This window comes from Pseudoalteromonas sp. CuT4-3 (assembly GCF_035666335.1).
Taxonomy (GTDB): Bacteria; Pseudomonadota; Gammaproteobacteria; order Enterobacterales; family Alteromonadaceae; genus Pseudoalteromonas; species Pseudoalteromonas atlantica.
Genome location: NZ_CP142030.1, coordinates 2,371,206 through 2,386,228, shown reverse-complemented (window position 1 = coordinate 2,386,228; position 15,023 = coordinate 2,371,206). Strand labels below are relative to the sequence as shown.

Genomic DNA, 15,023 nt, shown 5'->3' with positions numbered 1-15,023 from the left:
CTGATTATTTTAGTTCTTATCGAGAACATGGTGCGGAAGGAGAGACTTGAACTCTCACAACCTAAGTTACTGGAACCTAAATCCAGCGCGTCTACCAATTCCGCCACTCCCGCATTTAACATACACAGGTGTTAATGTATTGGAACCTAAACCCAGCGTCTAATTCAAGACTACTGCCAATTCCGATACTCCCGTATATTGTCATTCTTTATAGCAATTTCTTTGGTAGAAGAAATTGGCTGGGATACCAGGATTTGAACCTGGGAATGCCAGGATCAAAACCTGGTGCCTTACCGCTTGGCGATATCCCAACAAAGAATTAGCTGATTATTTTAGTTCTTATCGAGAACATGGTGCGGAAGGAGAGACTTGAACTCTCACATCCTAAGATACTGGAACCTAAATCCAGCGCGTCTACCAATTCCGCCACTCCCGCATTTTTACTTTGAATAATCAAAGAAAGGTAGTTATTTTAAACTCTTCATTGAGCTGCATTTTAACTCTTGCAGAGCCACTTCTAAAAAAAGAAATGGTGGCTAAGACGGGATTTGAACCTGTGACCCCATCATTATGAGTGATGTGCTCTAACCAGCTGAGCTACTTAGCCATTGTTGGCTGGGATACCAGGATTTGAACCTGGGAATGCCAGGATCAAAACCTGGTGCCTTACCGCTTGGCGATATCCCAACAGAAAACAATTGATAGTTTAGTTCATATCAGAACATGGTGCGGAAGGAGAGACTTGAACTCTCACATCCTAAGATACTGGAACCTAAATCCAGCGCGTCTACCAATTCCGCCACTCCCGCATTTTCACTTTGAATAATCAAAGGAAGGTAGTTATTTTAAACTCTTCATTGAGCAACAAAAGAAAAATGGTGGCTAAGACGGGATTTGAACCTGTGACCCCATCATTATGAGTGATGTGCTCTAACCAGCTGAGCTACTTAGCCATCTCTTTTGTTATCACTTCATCGCTGAGTGCGGGGCGTATTATGCTGATATGACCCAAATCCGTCAACACCTTTTTTGCAAAAAAACACTTAACAGGGTTTGTTTGCAGGAAAATTAAGCTAAGAGGCTAAATTTTAATAAATTTGCTGTTTTTTTAACTGTAAATCAACTGTCAAAGTACACTAAGTAATAACAACTTAAAACCGTTAATATAAAAACTGCTGAGTATTTAAGCAGTCGTTTTGCGATCAAGTCGTATTAAAACCGAGTTTATTGAGTATTTTAGCTATTGAATGAAGCTATGATACTTAACAACCAGGCTACGTAATCATTTTAAGTCACCATAACGTGCACTAGTTGCGTTAAAAATTACATATTAATCACTGCGTGGAGGCAGTTGGTAGGGCAATTTGCTTATTACTGATGCGTATTTATCACGTTAAATAAAGTATTTAGCTTAGCTCGTGAGTATCATACCAATCCGTAATAATAGTTATATCATTTTGCGGGACTAAACGTGTCGCTATCTGTGTGTAAAAATTCTCATTCAGAACATCCAAATAGCGAGTTTTTTCTAGCTATCATCTGGTTTTTCCATCAACAAAATAGATCGCTTAATTATGCTAATTGGTTTAAAAAGCCAAAAGTAATTAAGGCCATTTGTCTTTTGGGATAAAACTTATTTAGATAAAGGCATAAAAAAACCCGCATTAAGCGGGCTTTTATAAACAGATTGTTTAGGCGTAATTATACGTTGAACAAGAAGTTCATTACATCGCCATCTTTAACAATGTACTCTTTACCTTCTTGACGCATTTTACCGGCTTCTTTAGCGCCACCTTCGCCATTAAAGGCAATGTAGTCGTCATAAGCAATGGTTTGTGCGCGAATAAAGCCACGTTCAAAGTCGGTGTGAATTTTACCAGCCGCTTGCGGCGCAGTTGCACCTACTGGAATAGTCCACGCGCGTACTTCTTTTACACCTGCAGTGAAGTAGGTTTGTAAATGCAATAGCTCGTAACCACCGCGAATAACACGGTTTAGGCCTGGTTCTTCTAAACCTAGGTCTGCCATAAATTCAAGCTTGTCTTCTTCATCTAGTTCAGAAAGCTCAGATTCGATTGCAGCACACACCGGAATTACTACAGCATCTTCAGACTCTGCAATAGCACGTACACGGTCAAGGTGTGGGTTATTTTCAAAGCCATCTTCAGCTACGTTAGCAATGTACATAGTAGGCTTAATAGTTAAGAAGTTAATTGAGCTAATTGCTGCTTTTTCTTCTTTAGTAAGCTCTAAAGAGCGAAGTGTTAACCCTTCGTCTAAGTGTACTTTAACTTTTTCAAGTACTGCATTTTGCTCTTTAGCGTCTTTATCGCCGCCTTTCGCTTTTTTAGCGTTACGGAAAATTGCTTTATCAGCGCTGTCCATATCGGCAAGTACTAATTCGGTATTGATAACGTCAATATCGTCAGCAGGGTCAATAGTACCTGCAACGTGAATTACGTTTTCGTCTTCAAAACAGCGAACTACATGGCCAATTGCATCCGTTTCACGAATGTTTGCTAAAAATTGGTTTCCTAAACCTTCACCTTTTGATGCGCCTTTTACTAAACCAGCAATATCAACAAATTCCATACTGGTAGGTAGAATACGTTGAGGATTTACAATTTTTGCTAGCTCGTCTAAGCGAGGATCGGGTACCGGTACTACACCTGTGTTAGGTTCGATGGTACAAAAAGGAAAGTTAGCGGCTTCAATACCCGCTTTAGTTAGTGCATTAAAAAGCGTTGATTTACCAACATTAGGCAAGCCAACGATGCCACATTTAAAACCCATAGTAAGATACCTTGTTAAGATTCGTTTAAACGATTATGGTTTAAAAGAATGTAGTCTGTTTTGTGCTTTTAACACACCATCTTTTGCAAGTATTTCCATACAACGAACAGCTTCATCAACCGCTGCATCCATTTTTTCTTGGTCTTCTTTGGCTGCTTTTCCAAGCACCCAACCGGTAACCATTTCACGATGCCCTGGGTGACCGATACCTATGCGTAAACGCATAAAATCTTTTTGGTTTGCCATTTTTGCAATAATGTCTTTTAAGCCATTATGACCGCCATGACCGCCACCTTTTTTAAGTTTGGCAACGCCTGGGTCTAAATCCATTTCGTCATGGGCAACAAGTATGTTTTCCACGGGGATTTTGAAAAAATTGGCTAAACTACCGACCGCTTTACCACTTAAGTTCATGTAGGTGGTGGGGATCAATAATTTGAATTCTTGGCCTTGGATGATCACTTTGCCAGTTAGGCCGTGATATTTAGGATCGTGTTTGAGCGTGCAGTTGTAGCGTGCTGCGAGTTCTTCAATGAACCAAGCACCTGCATTGTGGCGTGTGTTTGCGTATTCGGAGCCTGGATTAGCCAGGCCCACAAGCATTTGAATAGAATTCAAGGTGCAAGACCTTAAATATTATTCAGCAGCGTCTGAAGCTTCTTCTTCAGTAGGAGCTGCTTTGTTAGCTTTGATTGTAACTACTGACAGGTCGTGGCCTTCGCCTTTACCTAGTTCAACAGACTGAACACCTGAAGGAAGTTCAAGGTCAGAAATGTGAACTGAATCACCAACTACTAAATTAGAAACGTTAACTTCAACGAATTCTGGAAGTGCTTTAGGAAGACAAGAAATCTCAACTTCAGTTAACTGGTGAACAACAGTTGCGCCAGCTTTAGTAACTGCTTCTTCACCGATGAAGTGAAGAGGAACTTTAGTTACTAATTTGTGAGTTGCATCTACACGTTGGAAATCAAGGTGAGTGATTTTTGGCTTGAATGGGTGACGTTGAATATCTTTTAAGATAGCTTCAACAGACTCGCCGCCAACATTTAGCGTAAGAATGTGCGTGTAAAAACCTTCGCTTTCTTGTGCTTTGATCATGTCTTTATGAGCAAGAGTAAGCGATACCGCTTCTTTATCTGCACCGTAAAGGATAGCAGGTACTTTGTCTTCGCGACGTAGGCGGCGGCTCGCACCAGTACCAGTTTCTACGCGAAGTTCAGCGTTGTAAGTATAAGTTTCGTTAGACATAATGTCTCCAATAATTAAAAGTGTTAGGGCCTTTGCGACCAAGGTCCCTACCCAAAAGGCGCGCTATCATAACACCGCCCCCCGATAAAATAAACAACACATACAAAAAAAGCGCCAAAAGGCGCTTATATGTTCCAACGAATGTGTGATTTTAGTGTTCAAACATCGCTGAAATAGATTCTTCATTGCTGATGCGACGAATTGTTTCGGCTAACATGTCAGCAAGAGTCAGTACTTTTACTTTATCAAGCGCTTTTAATTCATCAGATAACGGAATTGAGTCAGTTACAATTACTTCATCAATTACTGAGTTACGAATGTTCTCTGCAGCTTTGCCAGATAAAATAGGGTGCGTTGCATAGGCAAATACGCGTTTAGCACCGTGTTCTTTAAGTGCTTCTGCGGCTTTACATAAAGTACCACCGGTATCAATCATATCATCTACGATAATACAGTCGCGGCCTTCAACATCACCAATAATATGCATTACTTGAGAAACGTTAGCTTGAGGGCGACGTTTATCAATAATAGCAAGGTCTGTGTCGTGAAGTAGTTTTGCAATAGCACGGGCACGTACTACACCACCAATATCTGGCGATACTACAACAACGTCTTCAAACTCACGCTCTTCCATATCTTCAAGTAATACAGGGCTACCAAATACGTTATCTACTGGTACGTCAAAGAAACCTTGTATTTGCTCAGCGTGTAAATCAACCGTAAGAACGCGGTCAACACCTACACTTGATAAGAAATCGGCAACAACTTTAGCGGTAATTGGAACGCGCGCAGAACGTACTCGACGGTCTTGACGTGCATAACCAAAATAAGGAATGACGGCAGTAATACGACCTGCTGATGCACGACGTAGAGCATCAACCATAACGATAAGTTCCATTAGGTTATCGTTAGTAGGGGCACAGGTTGATTGCAAGATAAAAACATCCGAGCCACGAACATTTTCATTTATTTGAACACTGATCTCACCGTCGCTAAAACGGCCAACAACAGCATCGCCTAATTCAATATACAAACGTTTTGCAACTTTTTGAGCTAACTCAGGTGTTGCGTTACCAGCGAAGAGCTTCATGTCAGGCACGGTAGGGTTCCTCAGGCACTGAATTTTTGGACTAACGGGTAAATAGGTAAAACCCACTACGCGTTAACTTATGATTACTTGTACGTTACTTCATTGATCGAATATGGCGGCAAGCTCCGTATGAGCAGGTGAGACATTTGCGCTAGAAGCAACAAAACCCTGCCAAGTATGGGGGAGGTTATCAAGTACATCTTGTGCTTGAACTTGGCTAGCAAATTCGACAAAACAACATGAACCTGTTCCGGTCATCTTCGACGGGGCGTATTTTAGCAACCACTGCAGGGTTTTTTCAACCTCGGGGCAGAGCTTTTTAACTAAAGGCTCACAATCGTTGGTTAATTTATGGGTTCGCCAATCACCTGAAATTTTTGGTGTATCGCGTTTTAAATCTGGGTGAGTGAATATTTTAGCGGTACTGACATGCTGATTAGGGTGCACAACGCAATACCATTTTTGTTCAAGCTCTACGTCAACCAATTGTTCGCCAATACCGTGTGCTATGGCGCTTTTACCACGAATAAATACCGGTACGTCGGCGCCTAATTGCAAGCCTAAGTTTGCTAATTCATCAATATTTAGTTGTGTATTCCACATTTTATTAAGTGCAAGTAACGTGGTGGCTGCATCAGATGAACCGCCTCCTACACCGCCACCCATAGGTAAACGTTTAGTGAGATTTATTTTTACACCTGATGAAATGCCACAGTGATTTTTAAGCAATAACGCGGCTTTATAGATGAGATTATCGCAATCTGCTATGCCTTTTGTATCACCTGTTATTAAAATAGTGGGCGCTTCGTTAACTGAAAAGTCGAGTGTGTCGCCAAAATTTAAAAAGGTAAATAAGGTTTCTAGTTCGTGATAACCGTCATCACGGCGCGCATTGATGTGTAAAAATAAGTTAAGTTTTGCCGGTGCAATGACCGAAAAAGCTGTTTTAGTATTCATACTTAATTAAATTGCCAATTGTAGAGTTGAATTTTGATTTTAATTTGCTGATGTTTTAGCGTGACATTGCCAGGAACCCAAAAGCCACCTTGCTGTTTATAGTTTGAATACGTTATTTGCCACTTTTTATTGCTGTTATCGTACCAAATAACTTGTTGTGCACGGCCAAGTTCGTCTACTTTTAATGTTTGCGACGTTAACGTGCCTTTTAACCAGTTATCGGCGTTATCAACTGGCAGGTCAAAACCGGTTAAGCGTTTTAATAATAACGCGGCGTTAGTGTCTGTGTATGTTTTATCGTCGTAATCAAGTACCGCACCTGTGCGGGTTTGTTTAAGCGACAATATACGAGTACCAATAAACGTAGTGAGCACTAAGTTGTTTTGTTTTTCGTCTTGTTGCCAATTTAAGTTTGCAGATTGGCGCTCATCAGGGCTTATAAACGCTAATTTACCTTGTGCTTGCCAGGTTTTTTGCGCTGCTAAGCGTGGTTTCCAATCATCGTAAAGCGTTGTTTTTGTATCAATTTGGTGGGCGCAGCCCGCTAAAAACAAAAAAAGAGTGAATAAAATTAAATAATGTCTAATCAAATGTTGTTCCTTACTTTCCATATTCCGCTGATTTTTGGTAAAATTGCCGCCTTTAAAGTAGGGCGCAGCAATATTTGGCAAATATGACCATCATAGCACTTGGTATAAATCACAAAACCGCATCCGTAGAATTACGTGAAAAAGTGGCTTTTTCGCCTGAGCAAATGTCTGAGGCGCTCCAGCAATTAAGCGGTCATGCCGACTTTAACGAAGCCGTTATTGTATCTACCTGTAACCGTACCGAAATCTATTGTAGCCTTGAGCAGTCAAATTCCCAAGCACTGCTAGCCTGGCTTGCCAGTTTCCATGGCTTGGATGAACACGAACTGAGCAAAAATATATATTGCCACCAAGGTGATGCAGCCATTAATCATTTAATGCGTGTTGCGTGCGGCTTAGATTCGTTGGTATTGGGCGAGCCGCAAATTTTAGGGCAAATTAAGCAAGCTTATCATAGCGCCAAAACACACGATGCCGTAGGCGTTAAGTTTGATAGGTTGTTTCAAAAAACCTTTTCGGTAGCTAAGCAGGTCCGTACCGACACCGATATTGGTGCCAGTGCTGTGTCGGTGGCGTTTGCAGCGGTTAATTTAGCAAAACATATTTATGGCAAGCTTGATAAAACCAATGTGTTATTAATTGGTGCCGGCGAAACAATAGAGCTTGTAGCTAAACATTTATATCAAAATGAGCCGCAACAAATTACGGTTGCCAATAGAACCATTGAGCGTGCACGAGGTTTAGCGCAGGAAGTGTCGGCCGATGTGATTGCGCTGGCACAACTACCTGAGCGTTTACACAAAGCCGATATTGTTATTAGCTCAACCGCCAGTACGTTACCAATAATAGGTAAAGGGGTGGTGGAGCAAGCATTAAAACAGCGCCGCCATAAACCTATGCTGTTTATTGATATTGCCGTACCGCGCGATATAGAAAGCCAAGTAGGCGAGCTTGACGCAGCCTATTTATATTCCGTTGATGACTTACAAGCCATTGTAAGCGAGAATATGGCCGCGCGTGAACAGGCGGCAGAACAAGCCCAATTAATAATAAGCGAGCGCGTAAAAGAATTTGAAATGTGGGTTCGCTCTCTCGATTCGGTTGATTTAATTCGCCACTACCGAAACGACGTACAAACCATTAAGTCAGAACTTGTTGAGCGGGCGGTTAGTCAGCTAAATACAGGTAAAGACGCAGAAAAAATTATATTAGAGTTGGCCAATAAATTAACCAACCGCTTAATGCACGCGCCTACCCGTGCAATTCAAGATGCGGCTAAAAAAGGTGAAGTGGCACAACTAACTCAGTTGAAAAAAATGTTAGGTATTGATCAGGAATAACAGTTAAATGAAAGAGTCTGTATATCGTAAATTAGAAACCTTAGTAGAGCGCTACGAAGAAGTACAAGCGCTACTGAGCGATCCGTCGGTCATTAGTGATCAAAACCGCTTTCGTGCTCTTTCAAAAGAATACTCTGAGCTTGAAGAAATTGTAAAAACATTTTTAGCATACCAACAAGCGCAAGACGATGTAGCGACTGCTGAAGAAATGTTAAAAGATTCAGACCCAGATATGCGTGAAATGGCGCAAGAAGAATACAAAGAAGCTAAAGCGCAAATTTTATCATTAGAAGATGAGCTGCAAGTGCTTATGCTTCCTAAAGATCCTAAAGATAACAACAATGTATTTTTAGAAGTACGTGCGGGTACCGGTGGTGACGAAGCGGCTATTTTTGCAGGCGATTTATTTAGAATGTACAGCCGTTACGCCGAAACACAAAAATGGAAAGTTGAAGTAGTGAGCACCAACGAAGGTGAACACGGCGGCTACAAAGAAGTTATCGCAAACATTAGCGGTGAAGGTGTGTACGGTAAGCTTAAGTTTGAATCGGGCGCTCACCGTGTACAACGTGTACCAGAGACTGAATCGCAAGGGCGTGTACATACCTCTGCGTGTACGGTCGCAGTAATGGCCGAAATTCCAGAAGCTGAAGCCATTGAAATAAACACCGCCGATATAAAAGTAGATACCTTTAGAGCCTCGGGCGCCGGTGGTCAGCACGTAAATAAAACCGACTCTGCAATTCGTATTACTCATATTCCAACGGGTGTTGTGGTTGAGTGTCAGGATGAGCGTTCGCAACATAAAAACCGTGCTAAAGCGATGTCGGTACTTGCCGCGCGTTTACAGCAAGCCGAAGATGAAAAACGTCATGCGGCTGAGGCCTCTGAGCGTCGTAACTTAGTGGGCAGCGGCGATCGCTCTGAGCGTATTCGTACTTACAACTACCCGCAAGGGCGTATTACCGATCACCGTATTAATTTAACGCTTTATCGCTTAAACGAAGTGGTAACTGGTGATTTAGGCGCAATTATCGATCCATTAATGCAAGAGCATCAGGCTGATTTACTTGCCGCCATGGGCGATGAGTAATTGTGAGCCACACGCTTGAGCAGGCAATAGCGGTTGGTGCAACTAAACTTGCACCAACTAGCGACAGCGCTAAATTAGACGCACAAGTACTGCTGTTACATATTCTTCAAAAACCCCGCAGTTACTTATTTACCTGGCCAGATAACCTACTTAGCAGCGACGAACAGCGCCAATATGATGAATTTTGTGAACGGCGTTTAAATGGTGAACCCGTAGCGCATATTATTGGCCAGCGCGAATTTTGGAGCTTAGCGCTCGAGGTGAATGCCACGACGCTTATTCCTAGGCCTGATACCGAAACACTCGTTGAGCAAGCTTTAGCACTTACCGTGCCTGAGCAAGCAAAAGTGCTTGATTTAGGCACTGGCACCGGCGCTATTGCACTTGCACTTGGCAGTGAAATGCCAACATGGCAAATTACAGCAGTCGATAAAGTAGCAGATGCGGTGGCCTTAGCGACTCGGAATCAGCAGCGTTTAGCCATTGATAATGTGCAAGTTAAGCAAAGTAACTGGTTTAGCGCGCTGAAAAATGAGCAGTTTAATTTAATTGTGACCAACCCACCGTACATTGAACACGACGATAAACATTTAAAAGAAGGGGATGTGCGCTTTGAGCCTCTTTCTGCGTTAGTGGCTGATGATGCAGGAATGGCTGATATAAAACAAATAATTACACAATCACGTGACTATTTGCTCCCTAGTGGCTATCTTTTAATAGAACATGGTTTTGAACAGGGTGAAGCTGTTCGGCATTTGTTTAAGCAAATGGCGTATATAAATATTAAAACAGTAAAAGACTTGGGAAATAACGATCGTGTAACGCTCGCACAGTGGCCTTAATTTGATAATAAACAGCCATGATTGTGTGTTCTATAAATGCATTAAGGAACCTTTAATATGATGGGTGATTTTTTATTTTCAGATGAGCCAGATGAGTTAGAAAGTGAAGTAGAGCTTGGCACTTGGAAAGTATTAATCGTTGATGACGAACCTGAAGTTCATGCTGTTACAAAGCTTGCGTTGAGTGATTTTGAATTTCAGAACAAACGTTTAGAATTTTTAAGCGCATACTCGGGCGCTGAAGCAAAAGAATTAATAAATGCGCACCCAGATGCCGCTATTGTACTGCTAGATGTGGTAATGGAAACAGATGACGCCGGGTTACAGGTTGCTAAATTTATTCGCGAAGAAGCTAATAATAATCATATTCGCATTATTTTAAGAACCGGTCAGCCTGGGCAGGCGCCTGAGCGCCAAGTCATTATTAATTACGATATTAACGACTATAAATCGAAAACAGAGCTGACAGCGCAAAAGCTGTTTACTGTGATTATGTCGAGCTTACGCTCGTATCGCGATATTATTTCTATAGAGCAATCTCGCGAAGGGCTTGAAAAAATTATTGTTGCCTCGCGCGATATATTTGCCACACGTTCAATAGAGCAGTTTATTGAAGGGGTGATGCAGCAACTTACCTCGTTATTAGGCATTGCTGATCAAGCGGTGTATGCCACTACGTTAGTGGCGCAAAATACGCAAGAAAATAGTAATGATAAGCTAATAGTACGCTCTGGTACCGGTGAGTTTGAGCAAAGCGAGGGTAAAGAGTTAGATGCTGTGCTGCAAAACGAGCAACTAGAGGCGTGTCATCAAGCACTTAAAGATAAAAGCATAATTTATAAAGATAACTATTTATTTGCTTATTGTAGTAGCGAGTACAAACACAATTCGATGTTATTTATATCGGGGATCCCTAAAAATATAACCGATACGCAACGTAATTTAATTGAGATTTTTTCGCAAAATGTACAACTAGCATTTGAGAACGTGCAACGACAACAACGTTAATCGTTACTATAAATTTAAAAAGCACATAGCCTTGCGACTATGTGCTTTTTAGTTTGTGAGGCATAATAGCCAAAGCAGTGCGTAGGGCTTGGTATTATACCAAGCAGCAATAATACTTAATCATTTTGAGGGGGCTAAACGTGTTGCTATCAGCGTTAAAAAATTCTCATTTAGAACAACTAAATAGCAAATTTTTGCCTAGCTATCAACACGTTTTTCCATCCTCAAAATAGATCACTTAATTAAGCGGATTGGTATTAAACGCACTTAACTAAATTTAACAAAACAAAAAGTACTGAGGCTTATGGATTATTTAGCAGTAAAACACTCACACATGGCAATTGCTATGCTAAGCGTTATCTTATTTTACATCCGCTCTTTTTCGCGTATGAGCAGTGGCAAGCTTGCCAAAAATAAACTGGTTTTTATTGGCAGTCACAGCATTGACACTTTATTACTTATTTCTGCAATAACATTGGTGTTCATGGCAAAAATAAACCCCTTTGAGCAACTATGGTTATTAGAAAAAATAGTGCTTGTAGTGATTTATATTGCGATAGGTATTATTAGTGCAAAACAAACTAATACGCTGCCAAAAATTATGTATGTGGTAGTTAACACGGTTGTGATTTTAGCGATAGGGTATTTGGCAACGGCAAAATCGCCGCTACTTTTATAATACCTACTCTGTTGCAAGTTAAGTGTCGGTGCGTGTATATACTTTTTAAACACGCACGATACTTATAAGTAAGGGGCTTACACGTAAGGAGCTAATACGTAAGGAACTTAAACCCCCAAGGAACTTAAGTAACAGTTAATACAGTTAATACACCTCTGCACGCTTTATAACCTTCACCATTTTTCAGCTAGGCTGGCCACTCCTTTTACTATAAAGTAACCCTATGGGGTATAATTACGGCTGGGAGCTTCGCTGTATTGGTAACTATCCATAAAATTAGGTAAACTACGCCTTCGTTTTTTAATAAATGTTGTAGTATTGATGACCACCCTCGGGTATGACGAACACGACGAATCTTATTTAGATGATGCATATGATGAATTTACTCCACCGCCACTGTATCGGTGTATTAATGCAGAGTCGAAATGGGACCCTCAAATAGATTTAGCGCCAACTTTTTCTGTATTAACTGACTTTGAGCAGCAGATCACTGCTATGTGCGCAAAGCAAAAAGACCCACACGATAGATTAGAAGCCCTTCTTGATATTTTTTATAGCAAATGGCTATTTAGCGCCTCTGGGCTAAAGGTGCCAGAGCATAAAATAAATAGCTTAAGCTATACACTCACTATGCGCAGCGGCTCTATAACCACATTAGGTATTTTATTGAGTCATTTGCTTGAGCAAGCGCAATTAGATGCCAGTGTGTGTATTAATCAGGGCGATATTAGCGTGCATGTCGCAATAAGTGATGAAGAAGGCTACATTATTGAGCCTAGCAGTGGGCAACAAAGCTGGTACATCATTCCTGAAAATGCGGATGAAGAAAATGGCCAAGAGCAAGAGCCACTTGAACTTATTTATAACGATGAAGTTTATAAATTGTTTTTAGCGCAGCAAAAATGGTCGTTTATTAGCGAAAATAAATTTGGCCACGCGCTGGTATGTGTTGAGTTGCTAATGGAGCTATTAGGCGATGATCCGTACGAGAGACGCGACAGAGGTTACTTACTCAATCAGTTAGATTGTCCTAAAATGGCACGCGATGATTTACAGTTTTTTATTGATGAGTGCCCGGACGATCCGGCAATTGAAATTATTCAGCATCAACTAGAAGAACTTGAAGATAATAATAAAACACACCATTAATAATAGGAACAAATATGGCTGATACTCACACTGCATTAATTACTAATGATGCTGTTGTACTGGGTTTGCTTGCTGTAATTTTAGGGTTCATTTTTAAAACCTCTAGCAGCGAAAACCCCAAACTAAAAGCATTTTATAAATATGTACCAGCATTATTGCTGTGTTACTTTTTACCTTCTTTACTCAATACGTTTGGCATTGTAGATGGACATAGTTCAAATGTTTACTATGTTGCTTCGCGCTATTTGCTGCCAGCATGTTTAATCTTACTTACCATTAGTATTGATTTAAAAGCGATTATTAATTTAGGCCCCAAAGCGCTAATTATGTTTTTAGTGGGCACGCTGGGTATTGTGATTGGTGGGCCTTTATCTATTTTAGTGGTTAGTGTATTTAGCCCTGATTTAGTAGGCGGCCACGGCCCAGATGCTGTTTGGCGTGGTATGACAACGGTTGCCGGCAGCTGGATTGGCGGCGGCGCTAACCAAGCTTCAATGAAAGAAATGTTTGAAGTGGGCGGCGATATATTCTCGGTTATGGTGACCGTTGATGTGATTGTGGCGAATATTTGGATGGCTGTTTTATTACTCATGGCTGCAAACCATAAAAAAATTGATGCCGCAACAGGGGCTGATACAACCGCCATAGAAGATTTAAAAAACCGTGTTGAGCAATACCATGCAGAGCATGCCCGCATGCCGACACTCAATGACTACATGACCATTATTGCCATAGCATTTGGTATAACGGGGCTTGCTCATTTTTGTGCCGACTTTTTAGGGCCGTTTTTTGCAAACAATTATGCGTGGGCTAAAGAGTACAGTTTAAACAGTAAATTCTTTTGGCTAATTGTTATTTCAACCACTATTGGTATTAGTTTATCATTTACTAAAGTAAGGCAAATAGAAGCGTTTGGCGCATCAAAAGTTGCTTCAAGCTTTTTATATATTTTAGTGGCATCAATTGGCCTACATATGAACGTAACCGCTATATTTAGTAACCCTGGGTTATTTTTAATTGGGGCTATTTGGATGCTAACACACGCAAGTTTAATGCTGATTGTAGCCAAAGTAATAAAAGCCCCGTTATTTTATATGGCTGTGGGCTCGCAAGCTAACGTTGGCGGCGCTGCGTCGGCGCCTGTGGTGGCTTCTGCGTTTCACCCTTCGCTTGCGCCAGTGGGCGTTTTATTAGCTGTACTAGGGTATGGTGTAGGTACATATATGGCTTACATTTGTGGATTAATGATGCAAGCAGTTGCACCTTAAGGAATTTAAATGAACAACCAAGTAATTGATATTAATAACATTGAGCTGGCAAACGACAAACCATTTGTATTATTTGGTGGTATGAATGTTTTAGAGTCGCGCGATTTAGCAATGCGCATTGCAGAGCACTATGTAGAAGTAACCTCTAAATTAAATATTCCTTATGTATTTAAAGCCTCGTTTGATAAAGCGAATCGCTCATCAATAAATTCTTACCGCGGCCCAGGTATGGAAGAAGGCTTAAAAATATTTGAAGAGATTAAAAATACTTTTAACATTCCGCTTATAACCGATGTGCACGAACCACACCAAGCAGCGCCTGTTGCTGAAGTGGTTGATGTAATTCAGTTACCTGCATTTTTAGCACGCCAAACAGATTTAGTGGTAGCTATGGCTAAAACGGGTGCCATTATTAATGTGAAAAAACCACAGTTTTTAGCACCGCACGAAATGCGTCATATCATTACTAAATTTAATGAAGCAGGTAATGATAATGTTGCACTGTGTGAGCGCGGCTCAAGCTTTGGCTACAACAACTTAGTTGTTGATATGCTAGGTATGGATGACATGAAAGCCATTGCACCGGTTATTTTTGATGCCACCCATGCACTACAGCGCCCAGGCGGGCGAGCTGACTCTGCTGATGGACGCCGTGCACAAGCTGCCGAGCTTGCTCGCAGCGGCATGGCACTGGGCATTGCGGGCCTATTTATTGAAGCGCACCCTAACCCTAATGAAGCAAAGTGTGATGGCCCATGTGCATTGGCACTTAGCAAGCTTGAAGGGTACTTATCGCAAATGAAAGCTGTAGATGATTTAATTAAAAGCTTTGCACCACTTGATACAAGCGCAAGCGATTTATAATTTAACACCTATTTAGGTAATAGTTAAAAAGCGACTTAGGTCGCTTTTTTTATTCCATTAATATACACACACAACGATGCTGTATATAATCTTAAGCAT

General features: G+C 41.1%; 13 protein-coding genes, 7 tRNA genes and 1 pseudogene. 8 read left to right on the top strand and 13 right to left on the bottom strand.

The features are described from left to right. Window positions 1-28: 28 nt before the first annotated feature. From VOI46_RS10995 to lolB, 13 genes are all read right to left on the bottom strand, one after another. Window positions 29-113 (bottom strand) — tRNA-Leu (locus tag VOI46_RS10995). A gap of 123 nt (window positions 114-236) precedes the next feature. After that, a tRNA-Gln gene (locus tag VOI46_RS10990) sits at window positions 237-311 on the bottom strand. A gap of 40 nt (window positions 312-351) precedes the next feature. Next, window positions 352-436 (bottom strand) — tRNA-Leu (locus tag VOI46_RS10985). A 94-nt stretch (window positions 437-530) separates the two neighbouring features. Continuing rightward, a tRNA-Met gene (locus VOI46_RS10980) sits at window positions 531-607 on the bottom strand. Window positions 608-612: 5 nt separating this feature from the next. Beyond that, window positions 613-687, bottom strand: a tRNA-Gln gene (locus VOI46_RS10975). 37 nt (window positions 688-724) lie between these two features. Further along, window positions 725-809 (bottom strand) — tRNA-Leu (locus tag VOI46_RS10970). 67 nt (window positions 810-876) lie between these two features. After that, window positions 877-953, bottom strand: a tRNA-Met gene (locus VOI46_RS10965). 748 nt (window positions 954-1,701) lie between these two features. Next, window positions 1,702-2,793: a redox-regulated ATPase YchF gene (gene ychF / locus VOI46_RS10960; protein WP_004588829.1), complete on the bottom strand. Its 1,092-nt coding sequence runs from the start codon at window positions 2,791-2,793 to the stop codon at window positions 1,702-1,704. A gap of 33 nt (window positions 2,794-2,826) precedes the next feature. Next, window positions 2,827-3,411 carry an aminoacyl-tRNA hydrolase gene (pth, locus tag VOI46_RS10955; protein WP_004588830.1) on the bottom strand — a complete coding sequence of 195 codons (585 nt, stop codon included), beginning with the start codon at window positions 3,409-3,411 and terminating at the stop codon, window positions 2,827-2,829. An 18-nt stretch (window positions 3,412-3,429) separates the two neighbouring features. Next, a complete protein-coding gene (locus tag VOI46_RS10950; protein ID WP_004588831.1) occupies window positions 3,430-4,044 on the bottom strand; it encodes a 50S ribosomal protein L25/general stress protein Ctc in 615 nt (204 codons plus the stop codon). 151 nt (window positions 4,045-4,195) lie between these two features. Beyond that, entirely contained in the window at window positions 4,196-5,143 is a 948-nt protein-coding gene (locus VOI46_RS10945) for a ribose-phosphate pyrophosphokinase (protein ID WP_004588832.1), read from the bottom strand. Window positions 5,144-5,233: 90 nt separating this feature from the next. Continuing rightward, window positions 5,234-6,091: a 4-(cytidine 5'-diphospho)-2-C-methyl-D-erythritol kinase gene (ispE, locus tag VOI46_RS10940; RefSeq protein WP_004588833.1), complete on the bottom strand. Its 858-nt coding sequence runs from the start codon at window positions 6,089-6,091 to the stop codon at window positions 5,234-5,236. Window positions 6,092-6,093: 2 nt separating this feature from the next. After that, entirely contained in the window at window positions 6,094-6,681 is a 588-nt protein-coding gene (gene lolB / locus VOI46_RS10935) for a lipoprotein insertase outer membrane protein LolB (protein ID WP_004588834.1), read from the bottom strand. An 83-nt stretch (window positions 6,682-6,764) separates the two neighbouring features. On the opposite strand from lolB, the gene hemA reads away from it, so the two are divergent. The 8 genes and pseudogenes from hemA (at window position 6,765) to kdsA (ending at window position 14,924) form a co-directional block, all read left to right on the top strand. Beyond that, entirely contained in the window at window positions 6,765-8,021 is a 1,257-nt protein-coding gene (hemA, locus tag VOI46_RS10930) for a glutamyl-tRNA reductase (protein WP_004588835.1), read from the top strand. Between the two features lie 7 nt (window positions 8,022-8,028). Next, entirely contained in the window at window positions 8,029-9,114 is a 1,086-nt protein-coding gene (gene prfA / locus VOI46_RS10925; protein WP_004588836.1) for a peptide chain release factor 1, read from the top strand. A gap of 2 nt (window positions 9,115-9,116) precedes the next feature. After that, complete coding sequence (gene prmC / locus VOI46_RS10920) at window positions 9,117-9,956, top strand: peptide chain release factor N(5)-glutamine methyltransferase (protein ID WP_004588837.1); 840 nt, start codon at window positions 9,117-9,119, stop codon at window positions 9,954-9,956. A 57-nt stretch (window positions 9,957-10,013) separates the two neighbouring features. Next, window positions 10,014-10,949, top strand: a pseudogene (locus VOI46_RS10915) (DUF3369 domain-containing protein); the annotation flags it as partial. A gap of 319 nt (window positions 10,950-11,268) precedes the next feature. Then, window positions 11,269-11,643: a SirB2 family protein gene (locus VOI46_RS10910; RefSeq protein WP_004588839.1), complete on the top strand. Its 375-nt coding sequence runs from the start codon at window positions 11,269-11,271 to the stop codon at window positions 11,641-11,643. Window positions 11,644-11,964: 321 nt separating this feature from the next. Then, on the top strand, window positions 11,965-12,792 hold the full coding sequence (locus VOI46_RS10905; protein WP_004588840.1) for a tetratricopeptide repeat protein: 828 nt from the start codon (window positions 11,965-11,967) through the stop codon (window positions 12,790-12,792). Window positions 12,793-12,806: 14 nt separating this feature from the next. Next, a complete protein-coding gene (locus VOI46_RS10900) occupies window positions 12,807-14,060 on the top strand; it encodes a DUF819 family protein (protein WP_004588841.1) in 1,254 nt (417 codons plus the stop codon). 9 nt (window positions 14,061-14,069) lie between these two features. Further along, window positions 14,070-14,924, top strand: a complete 855-nt coding sequence (kdsA, locus tag VOI46_RS10895) for a 3-deoxy-8-phosphooctulonate synthase (protein ID WP_004588842.1) — start codon at window positions 14,070-14,072, stop codon at window positions 14,922-14,924. Window positions 14,925-15,023: the final 99 nt, after the last annotated feature.